This window comes from Rhodococcus sp. 14-1411-2a (assembly GCF_002259485.1).
GTDB lineage: Bacteria > Actinomycetota > Actinomycetes > Mycobacteriales > Mycobacteriaceae > Rhodococcoides.
Genome location: NZ_NPGA01000008.1, coordinates 275,339 through 288,688 on the forward strand (window position 1 = coordinate 275,339; position 13,350 = coordinate 288,688).

At 62.9% G+C, this 13,350-nt stretch carries 12 protein-coding genes; 3 read left to right on the top strand and 9 right to left on the bottom strand.

Going from position 1 to position 13,350, the window contains the following annotated elements:
• Window positions 1-12: 12 nt before the first annotated feature.
• Genes CH291_RS05205 through CH291_RS05220 form a run of 4 tightly spaced genes read right to left on the bottom strand, consistent with a single transcriptional unit; the run spans window position 13 to window position 4,502 of the window.
• On the bottom strand, window positions 13-1,014 hold the full coding sequence (locus CH291_RS05205) for a sugar ABC transporter substrate-binding protein (RefSeq protein ID WP_052053424.1): 1,002 nt from the start codon (window positions 1,012-1,014) through the stop codon (window positions 13-15).
• Window positions 1,001-1,993 carry an ABC transporter permease gene (locus CH291_RS05210; RefSeq protein ID WP_032391802.1) on the bottom strand — a complete coding sequence of 331 codons (993 nt, stop codon included), beginning with the start codon at window positions 1,991-1,993 and terminating at the stop codon, window positions 1,001-1,003. Before CH291_RS05210 ends, CH291_RS05205 begins: the two co-directional genes overlap by 14 nt.
• Window positions 1,994-1,998: 5 nt before the next feature.
• Entirely contained in the window at window positions 1,999-3,009 is a 1,011-nt protein-coding gene (locus CH291_RS05215; protein WP_080735653.1) for an ABC transporter permease, read from the bottom strand.
• Window positions 3,006-4,502 carry a sugar ABC transporter ATP-binding protein gene (locus CH291_RS05220; protein ID WP_032391921.1) on the bottom strand — a complete coding sequence of 499 codons (1,497 nt, stop codon included), beginning with the start codon at window positions 4,500-4,502 and terminating at the stop codon, window positions 3,006-3,008. Before CH291_RS05220 ends, CH291_RS05215 begins: the two co-directional genes overlap by 4 nt.
• Before the next feature lie 239 nt (window positions 4,503-4,741).
• Between CH291_RS05220 and CH291_RS05225 the strand changes: the two genes are divergently transcribed.
• Entirely contained in the window at window positions 4,742-5,761 is a 1,020-nt protein-coding gene (locus CH291_RS05225) for a LacI family DNA-binding transcriptional regulator (protein ID WP_032391801.1), read from the top strand.
• Window positions 5,762-6,120: 359 nt separating this feature from the next.
• On the opposite strand, the gene CH291_RS05230 is transcribed toward CH291_RS05225, so the two are convergent.
• From CH291_RS05230 to CH291_RS05250, 5 genes are all read right to left on the bottom strand, one after another.
• Complete coding sequence (locus CH291_RS05230; protein WP_032391920.1) at window positions 6,121-6,846, bottom strand: SDR family NAD(P)-dependent oxidoreductase; 726 nt, start codon at window positions 6,844-6,846, stop codon at window positions 6,121-6,123.
• Window positions 6,847-6,878: 32 nt separating this feature from the next.
• Window positions 6,879-7,928 carry an ABC transporter permease gene (locus CH291_RS05235; protein ID WP_218828293.1) on the bottom strand — a complete coding sequence of 350 codons (1,050 nt, stop codon included), beginning with the start codon at window positions 7,926-7,928 and terminating at the stop codon, window positions 6,879-6,881.
• Complete coding sequence (locus CH291_RS05240; RefSeq protein ID WP_052053421.1) at window positions 7,928-9,487, bottom strand: sugar ABC transporter ATP-binding protein; 1,560 nt, start codon at window positions 9,485-9,487, stop codon at window positions 7,928-7,930. Before CH291_RS05240 ends, CH291_RS05235 begins: the two co-directional genes overlap by 1 nt.
• Window positions 9,484-10,533, bottom strand: a complete 1,050-nt coding sequence (locus CH291_RS05245; protein ID WP_052053420.1) for a sugar ABC transporter substrate-binding protein — start codon at window positions 10,531-10,533, stop codon at window positions 9,484-9,486. The genes CH291_RS05240 and CH291_RS05245 overlap by 4 nt, the downstream gene beginning before the upstream one ends.
• Before the next feature lie 282 nt (window positions 10,534-10,815).
• The gene (locus CH291_RS05250) at window positions 10,816-11,502 is read right to left on the bottom strand and encodes a helix-turn-helix domain-containing protein (RefSeq protein ID WP_230598271.1); all 687 of its coding nucleotides are present in this window, start codon (window positions 11,500-11,502) and stop codon (window positions 10,816-10,818) included.
• A 309-nt stretch (window positions 11,503-11,811) separates the two neighbouring features.
• On the opposite strand from CH291_RS05250, the gene CH291_RS05255 reads away from it, so the two are divergent.
• On the top strand, window positions 11,812-12,660 hold the full coding sequence (locus CH291_RS05255) for a sugar phosphate isomerase/epimerase family protein (protein ID WP_032391800.1): 849 nt from the start codon (window positions 11,812-11,814) through the stop codon (window positions 12,658-12,660).
• Between the two features lie 230 nt (window positions 12,661-12,890).
• Window positions 12,891-13,271 (top strand): nuclear transport factor 2 family protein, encoded by a 381-nt coding sequence (locus CH291_RS05260; RefSeq protein ID WP_032391799.1) that lies wholly within the window; start codon window positions 12,891-12,893, stop codon window positions 13,269-13,271.
• Window positions 13,272-13,350 lie beyond the last annotated feature (79 nt).

The window sequence follows — 13,350 nt, forward strand, 5'->3', positions numbered from 1 at the left end:
TGAGGTGTGGTCTCACTTTCCGACTGCTTGCTTGCAGTCATCGATGTTGTTTGCGTCGATCGGGCGCGGGACGAGGTACTGCACGTTCTCGACCGGCTGCTCGGCGAGGATGTTCTCGGTTGCGCGGGCGGCGAGGTCGGCATCCTCGAAGGGGCTTTGCAGGACGCTGGCGTACTGGCGTCCCTCGGTGATGTTGGTGTACCCCTCGATGGAGCAGTTGTGTCCCACCATGACCAGGGAAGCAGGGTCGATTCCCTGTCGTTCGGCGGCGACGAGTGCGCCGGCCATCATGTTGTCCGCTTCGGAGTACATGCCCTTGATGTCGTCGCCGCGAGTCTGGGTGAACAGCGTGGCCGAGGCCGAGGTGGCGAGGGTCTGGTCCCAGTTGCCGGGCTGACTTCCGACCACCTTGATGCCGGGGGCGAGTTGTGCGATCTCGTCCTCGAATCCTTTGAGTCGGTCGATGGTGGGCGGCGCTCCGGGCGGACCGACCAGCGCGACGATGTTGCCGGTGTCTCCGTATCCCTTCGCCTCGAATCCGGCGACCATCGCTCGTGCTGCGGCTTGGCCGTTGGCGATGTCGTTGGGACCGGTGTACGCGGTCCAGAGGCTGGTGTCGTCGGTTTGCGGGTAGGAGTTGGTCACCACGACGGGGATTTCCGCCTGCTTGATCCGCACGAGCGAGGGAATGATGGCGCGTGAATCTGCAGGCCACACGATAATGGCGTCCGGTTGAGTGCTGATCGCCTGAGTGACCTGCTGCGCCTGGTCAGCGGCGTTGAACTCGTTGACCACCACGCGTAGATCGATACCCGCCTCGGCCATTGCCGCTTTCAAGGTATCGGTGTGCTTTGCGCAGTAGTCGCAGGTCTGCGAAACCGTGAGTAGGACAACCTGTTTGCGGCCACCGTTCGCGGTTCCGGACGTGCCCACAGCGCATCCGCTCAGCAGCGCGAGTGCCATGAGCACGCTCAACGCAGTCAGGATCCGTCGTTTGATTTCAGACGTGAGCATGGTCGACCTTTTCGATCTTGGTGGACACTCGTTCGAGTGCTCGACCGACGAGCCGGTCGAGAGGGACATCGAGCAGCAGGATTGCCAGAAGAATGACTCCGGAGACCAATTGCACTGCGGCAGTGGGGGCCCCGTGGTAACTCATCGCGTTGCTCAGGACCGCCAGTAGCAGTGCCCCGGCGATCACCCCACTGAGGCGCCCCTTCCCTCCGGTGAGTGCGATACCGCCGATAATTGCTGCGGTGACTGCCTGTAGCAGGAAGTTGAGATTGTTCCCGGGTTGCCCGGCGGCAAGGGACAGTCCTTGCAGGGATCCGGCTACGCCGGCGAACACGGCACTGATGACGAAGACGCTGACCAGAGCGCGCCCGGTGGGCATGCCGGAGAACCGGGCGCGGTCGATGTCGCTGCCGACCGCGCGGGTGGTCACTCCGAACCAGGTTCGGTTGATCAGCAGTACGGCGAGGCCGATGAGCACGAACGCCACGATGCTGCGGGGCGAGAGAACGGCAGCGATCGGGTCATCGAGCCATAAGCCGAATTGATAGTTCGGCATGGTCACCACGTCACCACCGGTGACCCAATATCCGATTCCGGTGACGGTCACGAGCGAGCCGACGGTCACCGCGAGCGAAGGAACCGCGAAACGCCATGTCAGGTAGCCGTTCACGACGCCGACAGCTGCAGACACCACAATTGCCGCGATGATTCCCACGGCGATGCCGTGAGTTTGACCGAGTTTCACGGTGATCAGTCCGGCCAGCGGCATGACACCGGCGATCGACAGATCGAATTCACCAGCGATCATGACGATGGCCAGACCACACGCCACGAGAGCCAGCGTGGAGAAGCTCGAGACGAGCGCAAACATGTTGCCGCTGTTGGTGTATCCGGGTGTGAGCGCGATCGCCACGAGCAGCGCAACGGCTGCAGCGCCCAATGCGATCCACGTTCTGATGTTCCAATAGACAGAGACCATGAGAGTTACCGCTTTCCGGCAGCGGACTTCGAGGTGGCTCCGGTCACGACGACCGCGACGAGCACCAGGAGGCCCTGGAAAATGAGTTGGTCTTCATAGGACAAGCCCATGAGCACGAGCATGTTGGCGAGCAGTCCCACCAGCAGTGCGCCGACCGCGGCATTGAGGGGGTTTCCGCGTCCGCCTTTGACGCTGATGCCGCCCACGACGACTGCGATGATCGCGTCGAAACCGTACGAGGCTCCGAGTGTGAGGTTTCCTTGCCCTGATTCCGAGGCGAGGAGAGCGCCGGCGAGTGCGGCAAAAGCACCGGAGATGACGAACGCTGCGAGCACCCGGGGCCAGGCGCGTAGACCGGCCACCGCGGATGCCTTTTCGTTGAGACCGATGAGGGTGATGGCGCGCCCGATGCTCGTGTAGTTGTGCAATCCGGCAGATATACCTGCCACGACCAGGAACACGATGACCTCGAGCGGGATGGCACCGAACACCATCGTGGAAAAGACGGACGAGTCACCGTCGCCGATGACGTTGAGCCCGCCGGTGATCAGCTGGGCGATGCCGAGAATGATCGCGGACGCGGCAATGGTCGTCACGATGGGGTTCGTTCCCGCGATTCCTACCAAGATGCCCTGCGCGATGCCGGTCAACGCGCCGAACCCGACGGCAAGTCCGAGTGCAATCCAGGGGCCGAGGTGCAGCGATCCGGCGAAGATGATGGCCGAGGTGGCAACGACGGCGCTGAGCGAGAGCGAGAACAGTCGTCCGACGATGGTGATCATGGACATGCCGACTGCCGCAATGCCCACCAAAGAGATCGAAAGCATCAGTGCGCGAATGTTGTTCGCCGTAGCAAAGCCGGAGACGAAGATGCACGCGAAGACGAACAGCACGGCTGTGACGGCAATGATCACGCCTGGGCCGGTCGGTATCGGAAGCCGGTTCCGGCGGGTGGGATCGGTGGATGGCGCTGTGGATGCGGCATCCTGAGAGGGTTCGAGTCGCGATGATGTCATGAGGTTGCTCCGTGCAGGATTTCGGACAGCAGCTGAGCGTCGTCGACAGTGCTGGTGGGTCGGTCGGCGACGATGCCGCCGCGGAACATGGTGATGACGCGGTCGCCGAGTTCTCTGAGTTCGACGATGTCGCTGGAGTAGACGATGACGGCGACGTTCTGGTGGGCCAGTGCGCGGATGACTTTGTAGATTTCCGCGCGTGCACCGACGTCGACGCCGCGGGTGGGTTCGTTGAGGACGAGAACCTTCGGTGAGGTGGCGAGAGCACGGGCGATGGCTATTTTTTGTTGGTTTCCCCCGCTGAGCGAGCCCACGGGTACTCCTACTCTGGTGGGGTCGAAAGCAACCATCGACGCATACTTCTCCGCCAGTTGCTTTTCGCGTCGACCGCTGAGGAATGTGCGGATCGAGACTCGTCCGAGGGCACCGGAGCTGATGTTGCCTGCGACCGAGTAGTCGAGGAAGACACCCTCGATCGTGCGGTCCGCTGAAACGTAGGCGATACCGTCCGCTTGTGACGCCGGCCGAGAGCCGAGACGGACTGGCTTACCGTCGATACGCACCTCACCCGATGAGGGGTGCGTGAGTCCGGCGAGCGCGCGGATGACCTGATCGGCGCCTGATCCGATCTGGCCGAACACCGTGAGCACCTCGCCGGGCTGGACTGCGAACGAGACGTCGGTGAACTGGTGCGGAGCGGTGAGGTTGGAAACGGTGATCAGGCGGCGCTCCGCGAGTGGCGGTAGGCCTTCGATCGGTTGCGCGGCGGCGGCGGTGTGTTCGTGTCCGAGCATCATCGTCACCACTTGGTTCATCTCGAACTCGGTGGTCACGTCCGAGGCGACGACCCTGCCGGATCGCATGATGGTGATGCGATCTGCGAGCGTGAACACTTCGCCGAGCCGGTGGGTGATGTAGACGATGCCATGCCCCTTGGCCACGAGATTGCGCACGACTGCGTGGACGCGTTCGATCTCGTTGTCGGACAACGTCGCCGTCGGCTCATCGAGGATCAACACTTTCGCATCGGCGTAGACGCCGCGGGCGATCTCGAGAAGTTGGCGTTGAGCGAGCGGCAGTGACTCGACCGGCATGTCCAGGTCCAGACCGCCGAGTCCAGCTTCGTCGAGTGCGGAGCGTATGCCGGCTTCGAGCGCGCCGTGGCGAAGAAAGATGCTTCGTCCGTCGTAGCCTCCCATCTCCATGTTTTCGCGTACCGAGAGCTCGGGGACGACGGACAGTTCCTGGAAGACCATTGCCACATCGAGGTCGCCGCTTCGGCTGCCGATGAGCTCGCCCTCGTCGGCGGTGTACACCCCCGCGATGATCTTCATCAGGGTGCTCTTGCCGGCACCGTTCTCGCCGAGCAGGGCGTGCACTTCGCCGCCGTGGAAATCGATCGAGACGTCGTCGAGGGCTCGTGTGCCGCCGAAGGTCTTGCTGATCCCGACCACGCGCATCAAAGCGGTGCTGCCCGCCGAAGTGAGAGCCACGTCAACCTCCTGTGTAGGTGTGCGCTGAATCACGGATGCAAGCGCTCGCATAACTATGACGATGCAAGCGCTTGCTGTCAACCACCTCTAGCCATACCGCCTCTGAAATGCTGAGATATGCAGCGTTCGTCCACCGAGGATTGAGCAGATCAGCCAATATCGTGCATGCGCTTGCATCGTGGCCGTACGATGTGAGCGTTCGGCCACGACGTGTGGTCGCGGTACATGGGAGGCCTTGCATGCGCGCTCGACTCGAGGACGTAGCTCGGCAGGCCAATGTCCATCCGGCGACAGCCTCGCGGGCGCTGAACGAACGCACACGCCACCGGGTGAGTCCCGATACCCTCAATCGAGTACTCGCCGTGGCACGCGAGCTCAACTATCTACCCAACAGTATGGCTCGTAGCCTCGCCAGTGCGCGGTCGTTCACGATCGGGGTGATCGTCGGCGATCTGGCGGTGCCCTTGTTCGCGGACCTCCTCCGGGGTATCGACGACGTGGCGACGGCCGCCGGGTACTCGACTCTCATCGTCGACACCGCCAACGACCGCGGTCGTGAGCTCACCCATCTTCGAAACCTGGGGGCGCAACGCGTCGACGGGCTGGTCGTCACCACGAACATGCTGGGCGATCCCGATGGATCAGCACGATTCACCGCGATAGCGCCGACGATCAATCTGCTGCGCGCATCGGAACAGGCCACCGAACCGGAGGTGGTCAGCAACGACGAATCCGGGATGCGCCAGATCGTCGATCACCTGGTGTCGTTGGGCCACAGTCGCATTGCGCACGTAGCTGGGCCGCCCACGATCAGTACCGCGGTGGCGAGGCTGCGTGGCTACCGCTTAGCCATGCTCGAGCACGGTCTCGTTCCCGACGACGATCTGATCGTCACTGTCGACCAGATCGGCCCCACCCAGGGCCGAACCGCCTGTGGCTGGCTCGTAGAGAACACCGATTGCACCGCAATCACCGGTTTCAACGATCTGGTCACCTTCGGTGTACTCAAGGAACTTCGCGCTCGAAAGATCGGGTGCCCCGACGACATCAGTGTCGCGGGATACAGCGATATCCCAGCAGCCGATCTTGTACATCCGGCTCTGACGACGGTGTCGGTCGACCACTACGAGATGGGCGCCGAAGCGGCACGGTTGTTGCTACGGACGCTCGATGATTCCGGCGATCACCACGCGGCGTCGGTGCGCTTCCCCGTGCACCTCGTAGTGCGTGAATCCACGGGGCCTGTGTCCGCCCGTTGACCGGTCGGCGGCATCGGATCGACTGCACTGCCCAGAACAGGGCCGTGAAGTGAGTTGCCTTTCAGCGTCCTCATGTGGCAGTCCGCAGGGTTCGCTGCGCCGCCGGGAGGGCCACAGTCAATCTGTGCGCTCGAGTACAGCGCGATATCGGTCAGAGCGTCCCTGACAGCGCAACACGTGTCCACGCGGGTGCGGTACTCGAATGCGCTGTGCAGCAATGAGATCGAACGCAGGTCGAGCGGACGGTATCTGCCGCGCTGACGCCGGTCACCGGTCGCCGGTGGTGTTGTGACGGTGACGGTATCGCTGCCGATACCGTCACCGTCCTGTGTGCGGTCAGACGAGTGGGATGTGCCGGTTCACGGGGTGGTGAATCCGCCGTCTACCGGTAGCTGTGCGCCGGTGATGAACGATGCGGCGTCACTGGCGAGGAAGGTGATGGCGGCAGCGACTTCTTCCGGCCGCCCGGCCCGGGCGAGCGGAGTCACCGCGATGAGACCATCGCTGATGGATTGATCCTGCGCGTCCGTCATCGGGGTGACGATGAGTCCCGGGTGGACGGAGTTGACGCGAATGTTCTCCGGCGCGTAGGTGACCGCAGCGTTCTTGGACATCGTGGTGACGGCCCCTTTCGATGCCTGGTACGCCGAGACACCGGCCGCTCCGACCAGGCCCCAGATGGACGACACGTTGACGATCGATCCACCGCCACGAGCGCGCATCAGAGGGATGACAGTGCGCATTCCGTAGAAGACACCGGTTTGGTTGACCCCGACGATCGAGTGCCAGGTCTCGACGTCGATGTCGGTGATCGTGTCGTACGAACCGACGAGGCCGGCGTTGTTCACCAAAATGTCGGCCCCGCCTTCTGCCTCGAGGACTTCGGCGGCAAGCCGAGACCACTGATCGAGGTCGGCGACATCGAGAGACCGCTGGTGTACCGACTTTCCGACGGTGGCAGGTTCGGTGAACGCGCGGTCGCACGAGTACACAGTCGCACCGGCATCGGAGAGCATTTGCGCAGTGGCATAACCGATTCCGCTGGCGGATCCGGTTACTATGGCGACTTTTCCGTTCAGTGTCATCTCGTTCTCCTCCTGTGGTGGTGTGGATGCGGTCATGCGGGCGGTTGATTGCCTGTGAGCCGGGAGATCAACAGCGCGACGAGGATGATTCCGCCGGTGGTGGCGTCGATCCAGTATCCGGGAACAGCGGACAGGATCAGCACGTTCTGAATGAGAACGAGCAGCAACACACCGCCGCATGCACCGGCCATGGTGCCCTTGCCGCCGTTGAGTGACACCCCGCCGAGCACGGCCGCTGCGAACGCGCTGAAGATCAGGTTCTGGCCGAGGGATGCGGGTATCGAGGCGATACGCCCGACCTGCAGCAGCCCGGCGAGAGCGGCGAGCATTCCCGCCACGACGAACACTCCGAGAACGATGCGTTCGACCCGGACGCCGGCAACACGCGCGGCCTGCTGATTTCCGCCCACGGCGTAGAGCATCCGACCGGCTTTGTGCCGGGTCAGGAACAGGGTCAGCACGGCGAAGACGGCAATTGCGACCACGAACGAGGTGGGCACGCCGGCGAAGCTCGATTGGCCCATGACCGTCATCTCCGGCGGCAGCGACGAGAGCGTTTCGCCCTTCGTCAGACCGAGGCTGACTCCGCGCAGCAAGATCAACGTGGCCAGGGTGGCGATGAATGCGTTGAATTTGAGATAGACGACCAGAAATCCGTTGAACAACCCGATGAATGCACCGACGACGAAGATCGCAATGATCGCCAGGATCGGCGACCCGAGTATGTCGAGGCCCCCGTTGGTGGTGGACAGAAACAGGTAGGCCCCGACCATCGGGGCGAGACCGAACGTAGATTCCAGGGACAGATCGAATTTGCCGGTGATCAGGACCAGCGTCAGGCCCATCACCAGAACGGCGAGCTCGCTCGCCTGCTGGAGGACACCGAAGATGTTGTCGTACGACAGGAACGAGCTGTTGAGCAGCCCTCCCGCGATGATGACGACGACAAGGACCGGCAAGATCGCCAGTTCGGGTTTGCGCAGGAACGACACCGCGCCGCCGAACGTGGATCTGCCGGAATGCGTCGATTTCTCGGGCATCGATGCGCCCGCGCCTGCTGCATTCGTTGTTGAGGTACTCATCAGAGTGCACCTGCCGACATGGTGGAGCCTTCCATTGCTGCGACCAGCTGGTCGTCGGGAATGTTGGAGTCTTCGAGGGCTTTTCGGCCGCGTACCCAGACCTGGACGCGATCGCAGAATGCCAGTTCCTCGGGTTCGTCGCTGACGACGATGACGGCGAGTCCGCGGGCACGATACTGCTCGACGATGTCCATGATGGTGCCCTTGGAGGCGATATCGACACCGGCTGTCGGGTGCATGAGCACCAGAACCTTGGGTTGTGGTCCGAGTGCGGCACCGAGCAGCACCTTCTGTTGGTTACCGCCGCTGAGCTGGCCGACCGGTTGTGCCACCGACGAGCAGGCAATCCCGAGCTCGTCGCGGGCGGTGTCAGCAGCGCGGTGTCTGCGGCGCGTGCTCAGCATGCCCCGGGTGCTGAGCATCGGAAGCGTGGTGAAGGTGATGTTGTCTTCGATCGACATCTCCCCCACCAGTCCGGTCTTGATGCGATCTTCGGGTACGAGAGTGACACCGGTGCGAACCGCTGTGTGCGAGTCCCACTTTCGGACGGCGTGGCCGTCGAGTGTGATGCTGCCCTTCCATTTCGGTAGATGCCCGGAAATGGCGTGCGCGATCTGTCGGCTACCGGACCCGGCGTGGCCGGCAAGACCGACTACCTCCCCTGCGTGCAAGGTGAGCGAGAAGGTGTCATGGAGACCGCTGATCTCGAGATCGGCGACTTCGAGTACCACCGGCGAGGTGGTATTCGGGGCGCGACTCGCGCCGGTGTGTGTGGCGACCTTGCGCGCGGAATCGTTGCCGACCATAGCGGTGACCATGTCGTCGGTGCTCAGTTCTTTTGCGCTGCCGTGCAATACGTCGTGTCCGTTGCGGAGGACGGTAACCGAATCACACACCTGAGGGACTTCGTCGAGGTGATGGGAAATGAACATGAAGGTCACGCCGCGGTCGCGGAGTTGATTGACCCTGGACATGAGGGAGTCGATTTCACCGGCCACGAGTTGCGCGGTGGGCTCGTCGAGGATGACGAATCGTGATCCCTGGGCGAGCGCGCGCACGATCTCGATCATCTGCGCCTCGCCGACACCGAGTTCGGCTACTCGTTGGTGCGGCGAGAGTGGAATTTCCCACTCGTCGAGCTGCTGTTGGGCGTTGCGGTTGACGGTCTTCCAGTTGACCCACCGCCGGTCGTTGTAGGTGTTGAGGTAGATGTTCTCTGCCACACTGAGTTCGGGGACCAGGGTGCGGTGCTGGTAGACGCAGGAGACTCGGCTCAGCCATGCCTTGCGGTCTGTCAGTGCGGGTGCCGGTTCACCGGAGAATTCCAGCGTTCCCGAATCCAAGGCGTGCAGGCCCGTGAGGGTGGCGACAAGCGTGGACTTGCCGGCTCCGTTTCGTCCCACCAGTCCGTGCGATTCACCTTGGCGGATGGTGATCGAGAGGTCATCGAGTGCGGTAGTCGCTCCGAATCTTTTCACCGCGTTGCGCACGACCACCAGGGGTTCACCGGCGGTCTCGTGTGCCGGCGGAATGGTCGCAGGGTTGCGCGGGGTGGTCACTGGTTGCCCCACAGGGACGGATCGTCGGCGTTCTCACGCGTGACGACGGGCGCAGGGAGCAGATCGACCAAGAACCCGTCTTGCTCTACTACTTCACTGCCATGCTCGGTCGGACCCGCCGCAAGCGACACTCCTTCGTGGCCCTGGCCTAGGTAGTCGACGCTGATCTTGCTGTACTCGGGGACCGGCTGGACGATCGCGGCGTCGAGGGTGCCGGCTCGAACGGCGTCCATTGCGGACTTGCCACCGTCGACCGAGACCAGGGTGACATGGCCTGGTGCACCGACGGGAACGGATCGCCCGCGACCGTTGAGCGCGGCAGCGACGGGGTCGAGGTAGAGGGTGTCCGAGGCGAGGTACACCCCGGCCAGGTCTGCGTTTTCGCTCAGGACGGTCTGCATGACCGACCCTGCGCGTGGTCCGCTCCAGTTCGCAGGCTGTTCGATGACGTCGATGTCGGGGAACTTCTCGGCAATTGTGTCGGTGAATCCGGCGGATCGATCACGTCCGTTGGACGTAGCGATGTCTCCGGTGATGTTGAGTACTTTGCCGCCGCCGGGAAGTCGTTGCCCCATCTGCTCGGCGGCGCTGACTCCCATGGCGTAGTTGTCGGCTTTGACGACGGCGTATGCGGTACCGGCGGACGGTTTGTCGTCGACGACTACCACGGGAACGTTGCGGCTTGCGGCGTAGTCGAGCGCGGGCTTGATCGCGTCGCGGTCCACGACACCAGCCATGATGCTGTTCGCGCCCGCTGTGATCAGGTTCCGGATATCGGTGACCTGCTGGCCGCTGCTGCGGTTGGCGTTGGTGGTCTGCACGACTTCGCCGCCTGCTGCCTCCGCGGCCGAGGTGGCCTCGTCGATGAGAATGGAGAAGAAGGGTGTGTCCAGGGCCGGCACGGAGATGCCTACTTTGAGCGGGCCACTGTTGTCGATGGCTCCACTGTTCGGGCCGGTTCCGCAGCCGGCGAGAGTGCCGATACCCAAGGCGGTGACGGCAAGGGCCGATGCGGTGCGGAACGTGCGCTGCGAAATGAGACGCATGGAAGGGTTCTCCTGATCTGGGGCCGACGCACGGACGTCGGGGACGTGCACCTGGCGAGGTTGCGGGTATCCGCAAGTGAGGCGCTCTTCACACCGCCGAGCCCAGATATTTCACCGTGGCTGAACAGTGTGAGTCAGATCATGCAGCGTTTACAGTGTGGTTGTCAACACTCCACGCGAGACGTGTTCGCGAGCGGCGCTAGTCGCGCTCTACGCCGGATCGACCACGGCGCGGCTGGGTTCCCGCACTGGCGAGGGAGTGCTCCTGCGCAGAACGAGTGCTTAGGACTGGGACGCGGACCGGCTCGCTGCGGAGGCATGAGTGAAGCTGCTCATGACCTCGGTAAGGGTCTTCTCCACATCGAGCTCGGCATGGGGATCGAAAATCAACCAGATGCCGGTCGTGCGTTCGGTTGTCGGGTTGGAGAACAGGTGAGGCCGGGTGGAGTCGAAGCAGAACGAATCGCCTGCATGCAACTCGTGCTCGTCGAAGTCGAGCTTGAGCCGGAGCGTCCCTTCGAGAATGCAGGCGAATTCTTGACCTTGATGACGCATCGAGCGGCCCTCGGCCGAACTCGACGCCCCGCCCTCGTAGGTGACGAACAGCGTCTGTAGCCCCGCATGCCCGCCGGTGGACAGCTTTTCCCACCGGACACCGTTCTCCATGTCGAGAACCGGGTTGTCGGATTTGCGTTGAATACCTGCTCGGGCGTCGCGGGCACGCGCCTCTGCGCGGCGTCCAGCCGCAGCGGCGGGTGACTCCGAATCGTCGCCGGTCACCAGTTCATCGAGCGAAAGGCCGAGGGCCGCCGCGAGGCCGAACAACGTCTTCACCGACGGCTGCGTCTTACCGTTTTCCACTTGTGAGAGCAGGCTGGTGGAGATACCGACACGCCCCGCGACCTCGCGCAACGGGAGCTTGCGCTCCCGGCGTGCTCGCTTGAGTGCACTTCCGATCTCGTCCGTCACAATCAGCCCTTTCCTCGCCGCTTCGGCTGCAACGACCGCCTGCCGAACGCCGCGCACCATGATCTCCGGCCGAGGACACAAAGACCAGCGCGACCGTCGGAGATTTCCGTCTGCGCTGCTTTATCGACCAACAACTTGACATCGTCAGTAAATCACACCGATGATGTGGGTCACAGATTTCAGTATGAGTAAACTATTGGGCGTGGCGGCGATAACCGCCCACGACAATGACCACCACCGCACTGCGGCACACGATCGCCCGAGGACCACGCAGGCGGCTGGGCAACACCGACATTCAGGAGACATCTCATGAGCACCATCGAACTACTGGCAGGAACCTGGACGACCGCGGGAGCCGCAGACGCCGGGGCCGATGACGATCGCAGCCCACACACCTTTCGGGAGCGCGTCGAGGTAGCAGCGGCCGCAGGGTTCGCCGGTGTGGGGTTGGGATACCTCGATCTACTCGACGCCGAGCAGCAGTACGGCTTCCCGACGATGAAGAAGATTCTCGACGACAACGGAATCCGACACTTCGAGCTCGAGATGCTCCTCAACTGGTTCGTCACCGACGAACGCCGTGCGGTATCGGACCAGTGGCGCGCGAACATGCTGCGAGCGGCCGAGGCGGTCGGTGTCCGCCACATCAAGGTCGGAGGCGATTTCGACGGCGGTGCCTTCGATGCCGACCACATGGCAACCGAATACACGGCGTTGGCGAACGACGCCCAGAATGTGGGCACCACAGTGGTGTTCGAACCGATGCCCTTCGTCAACGTCAGCACACCGGCGCAGGCGCTCGAGTTCGTTTCCAAAGCCGATCACCCCGCGGGAAAGATCCTGATCGACATCTGGCACGTTGCCCGCGCAGGAGTCGACTTCGCCTCCCTGGCCGACATCCCTGCCCGCTACATCGGCGATGTCGAACTCGACGATGCCCCCCTGTCGTTCGAAGGTGACATCATCGCGGACACGTTCCACGGCCGCAGGCTCCCAGGGGAAGGTGAACTCGACGTTCAGGGATTCGTCGACGCGATCCGCAGCACCGGATACGACGGAATCTGGGGCGTGGAGATCCTGTCCGCCGAGTACCGCAAACTGCCTATCACCGAAGCGATTCCAGCGGCCTACCGCACGACCATGCAGTTTCTGGCCTGAACGATCCGAACCTGCTGAGACGTCGCGCCTTCGGGCGCACGCAGTCACGTCAGGCTCTTCGCTTCGGTGGGAGCCGGCACTCAGGAATGGCCGCAGAGCTGACCTCGGGCCACGTTCGAGGTCATCTTTCTGGACCGAACGCGGCTCGCTACGCGTTCGGTCCAGCACCGGTGCAAGTCGCACGAGCACAAACAACCTGACAACCAACCTCATGTCCCGGAGTCCACTTCATGATCAAGACCACTGACGCAGTCATTCGGGAACTCGAAGACACCAGGTACAACGCCATTCTCGAACAGAACTACGACAAGTTCGCAGAGCTGTGCCACCCCGACTTGGCCTACACCCATTCCAACGGTGTCACCGACACCCTCGACTCCTACCTCGACAAAGTTCGCGGCGGCTTCTATGTCTACCACCGCATCGACCATCCGATAGACTTCATCCGAATCGTAAGTGACACAACGGCTCTCGTCATCGGAGAAATGAACGCCGACATCACCGCCGGCGGCGCAGACAAGACGTTGCGAAACCGGTGCCTCGCCGTGTGGAAACTGACCAAGACCGGATGGAAACTGCTGGCGTACCAACCCACTCCCCTACCGGAATGACCGGACGCGGCCCGGCGATCGTGTTGCTTTGCTGAAAATCCACGAATCGTCAAAACCGGATCGTCCCCGACCACGGAAG

Coding starts and splice junctions, on each gene's coding strand:
- CH291_RS05205 (WP_052053424.1), bottom strand. CDS start 1,014: ATGCTCACGTCTGAAATCAAACGACGGATCCTGACTGCGTTGAGCGTG.
- CH291_RS05210 (WP_032391802.1), bottom strand. CDS start 1,993: ATGGTCTCTGTCTATTGGAACATCAGAACGTGGATCGCATTGGGCGCT.
- CH291_RS05215 (WP_080735653.1), bottom strand. CDS start 3,009: ATGACATCATCGCGACTCGAACCCTCTCAGGATGCCGCATCCACAGCG.
- CH291_RS05225 (WP_032391801.1), top strand. CDS start 4,742: ATGCGCGCTCGACTCGAGGACGTAGCTCGGCAGGCCAATGTCCATCCG.
- CH291_RS05230 (WP_032391920.1), bottom strand. CDS start 6,846: ATGACACTGAACGGAAAAGTCGCCATAGTAACCGGATCCGCCAGCGGA.
- CH291_RS05235 (WP_218828293.1), bottom strand. CDS start 7,928: ATGAGTACCTCAACAACGAATGCAGCAGGCGCGGGCGCATCGATGCCC.
- CH291_RS05245 (WP_052053420.1), bottom strand. CDS start 10,533: ATGCGTCTCATTTCGCAGCGCACGTTCCGCACCGCATCGGCCCTTGCC.
- CH291_RS05255 (WP_032391800.1), top strand. CDS start 11,812: ATGAGCACCATCGAACTACTGGCAGGAACCTGGACGACCGCGGGAGCC.
- CH291_RS05260 (WP_032391799.1), top strand. CDS start 12,891: ATGATCAAGACCACTGACGCAGTCATTCGGGAACTCGAAGACACCAGG.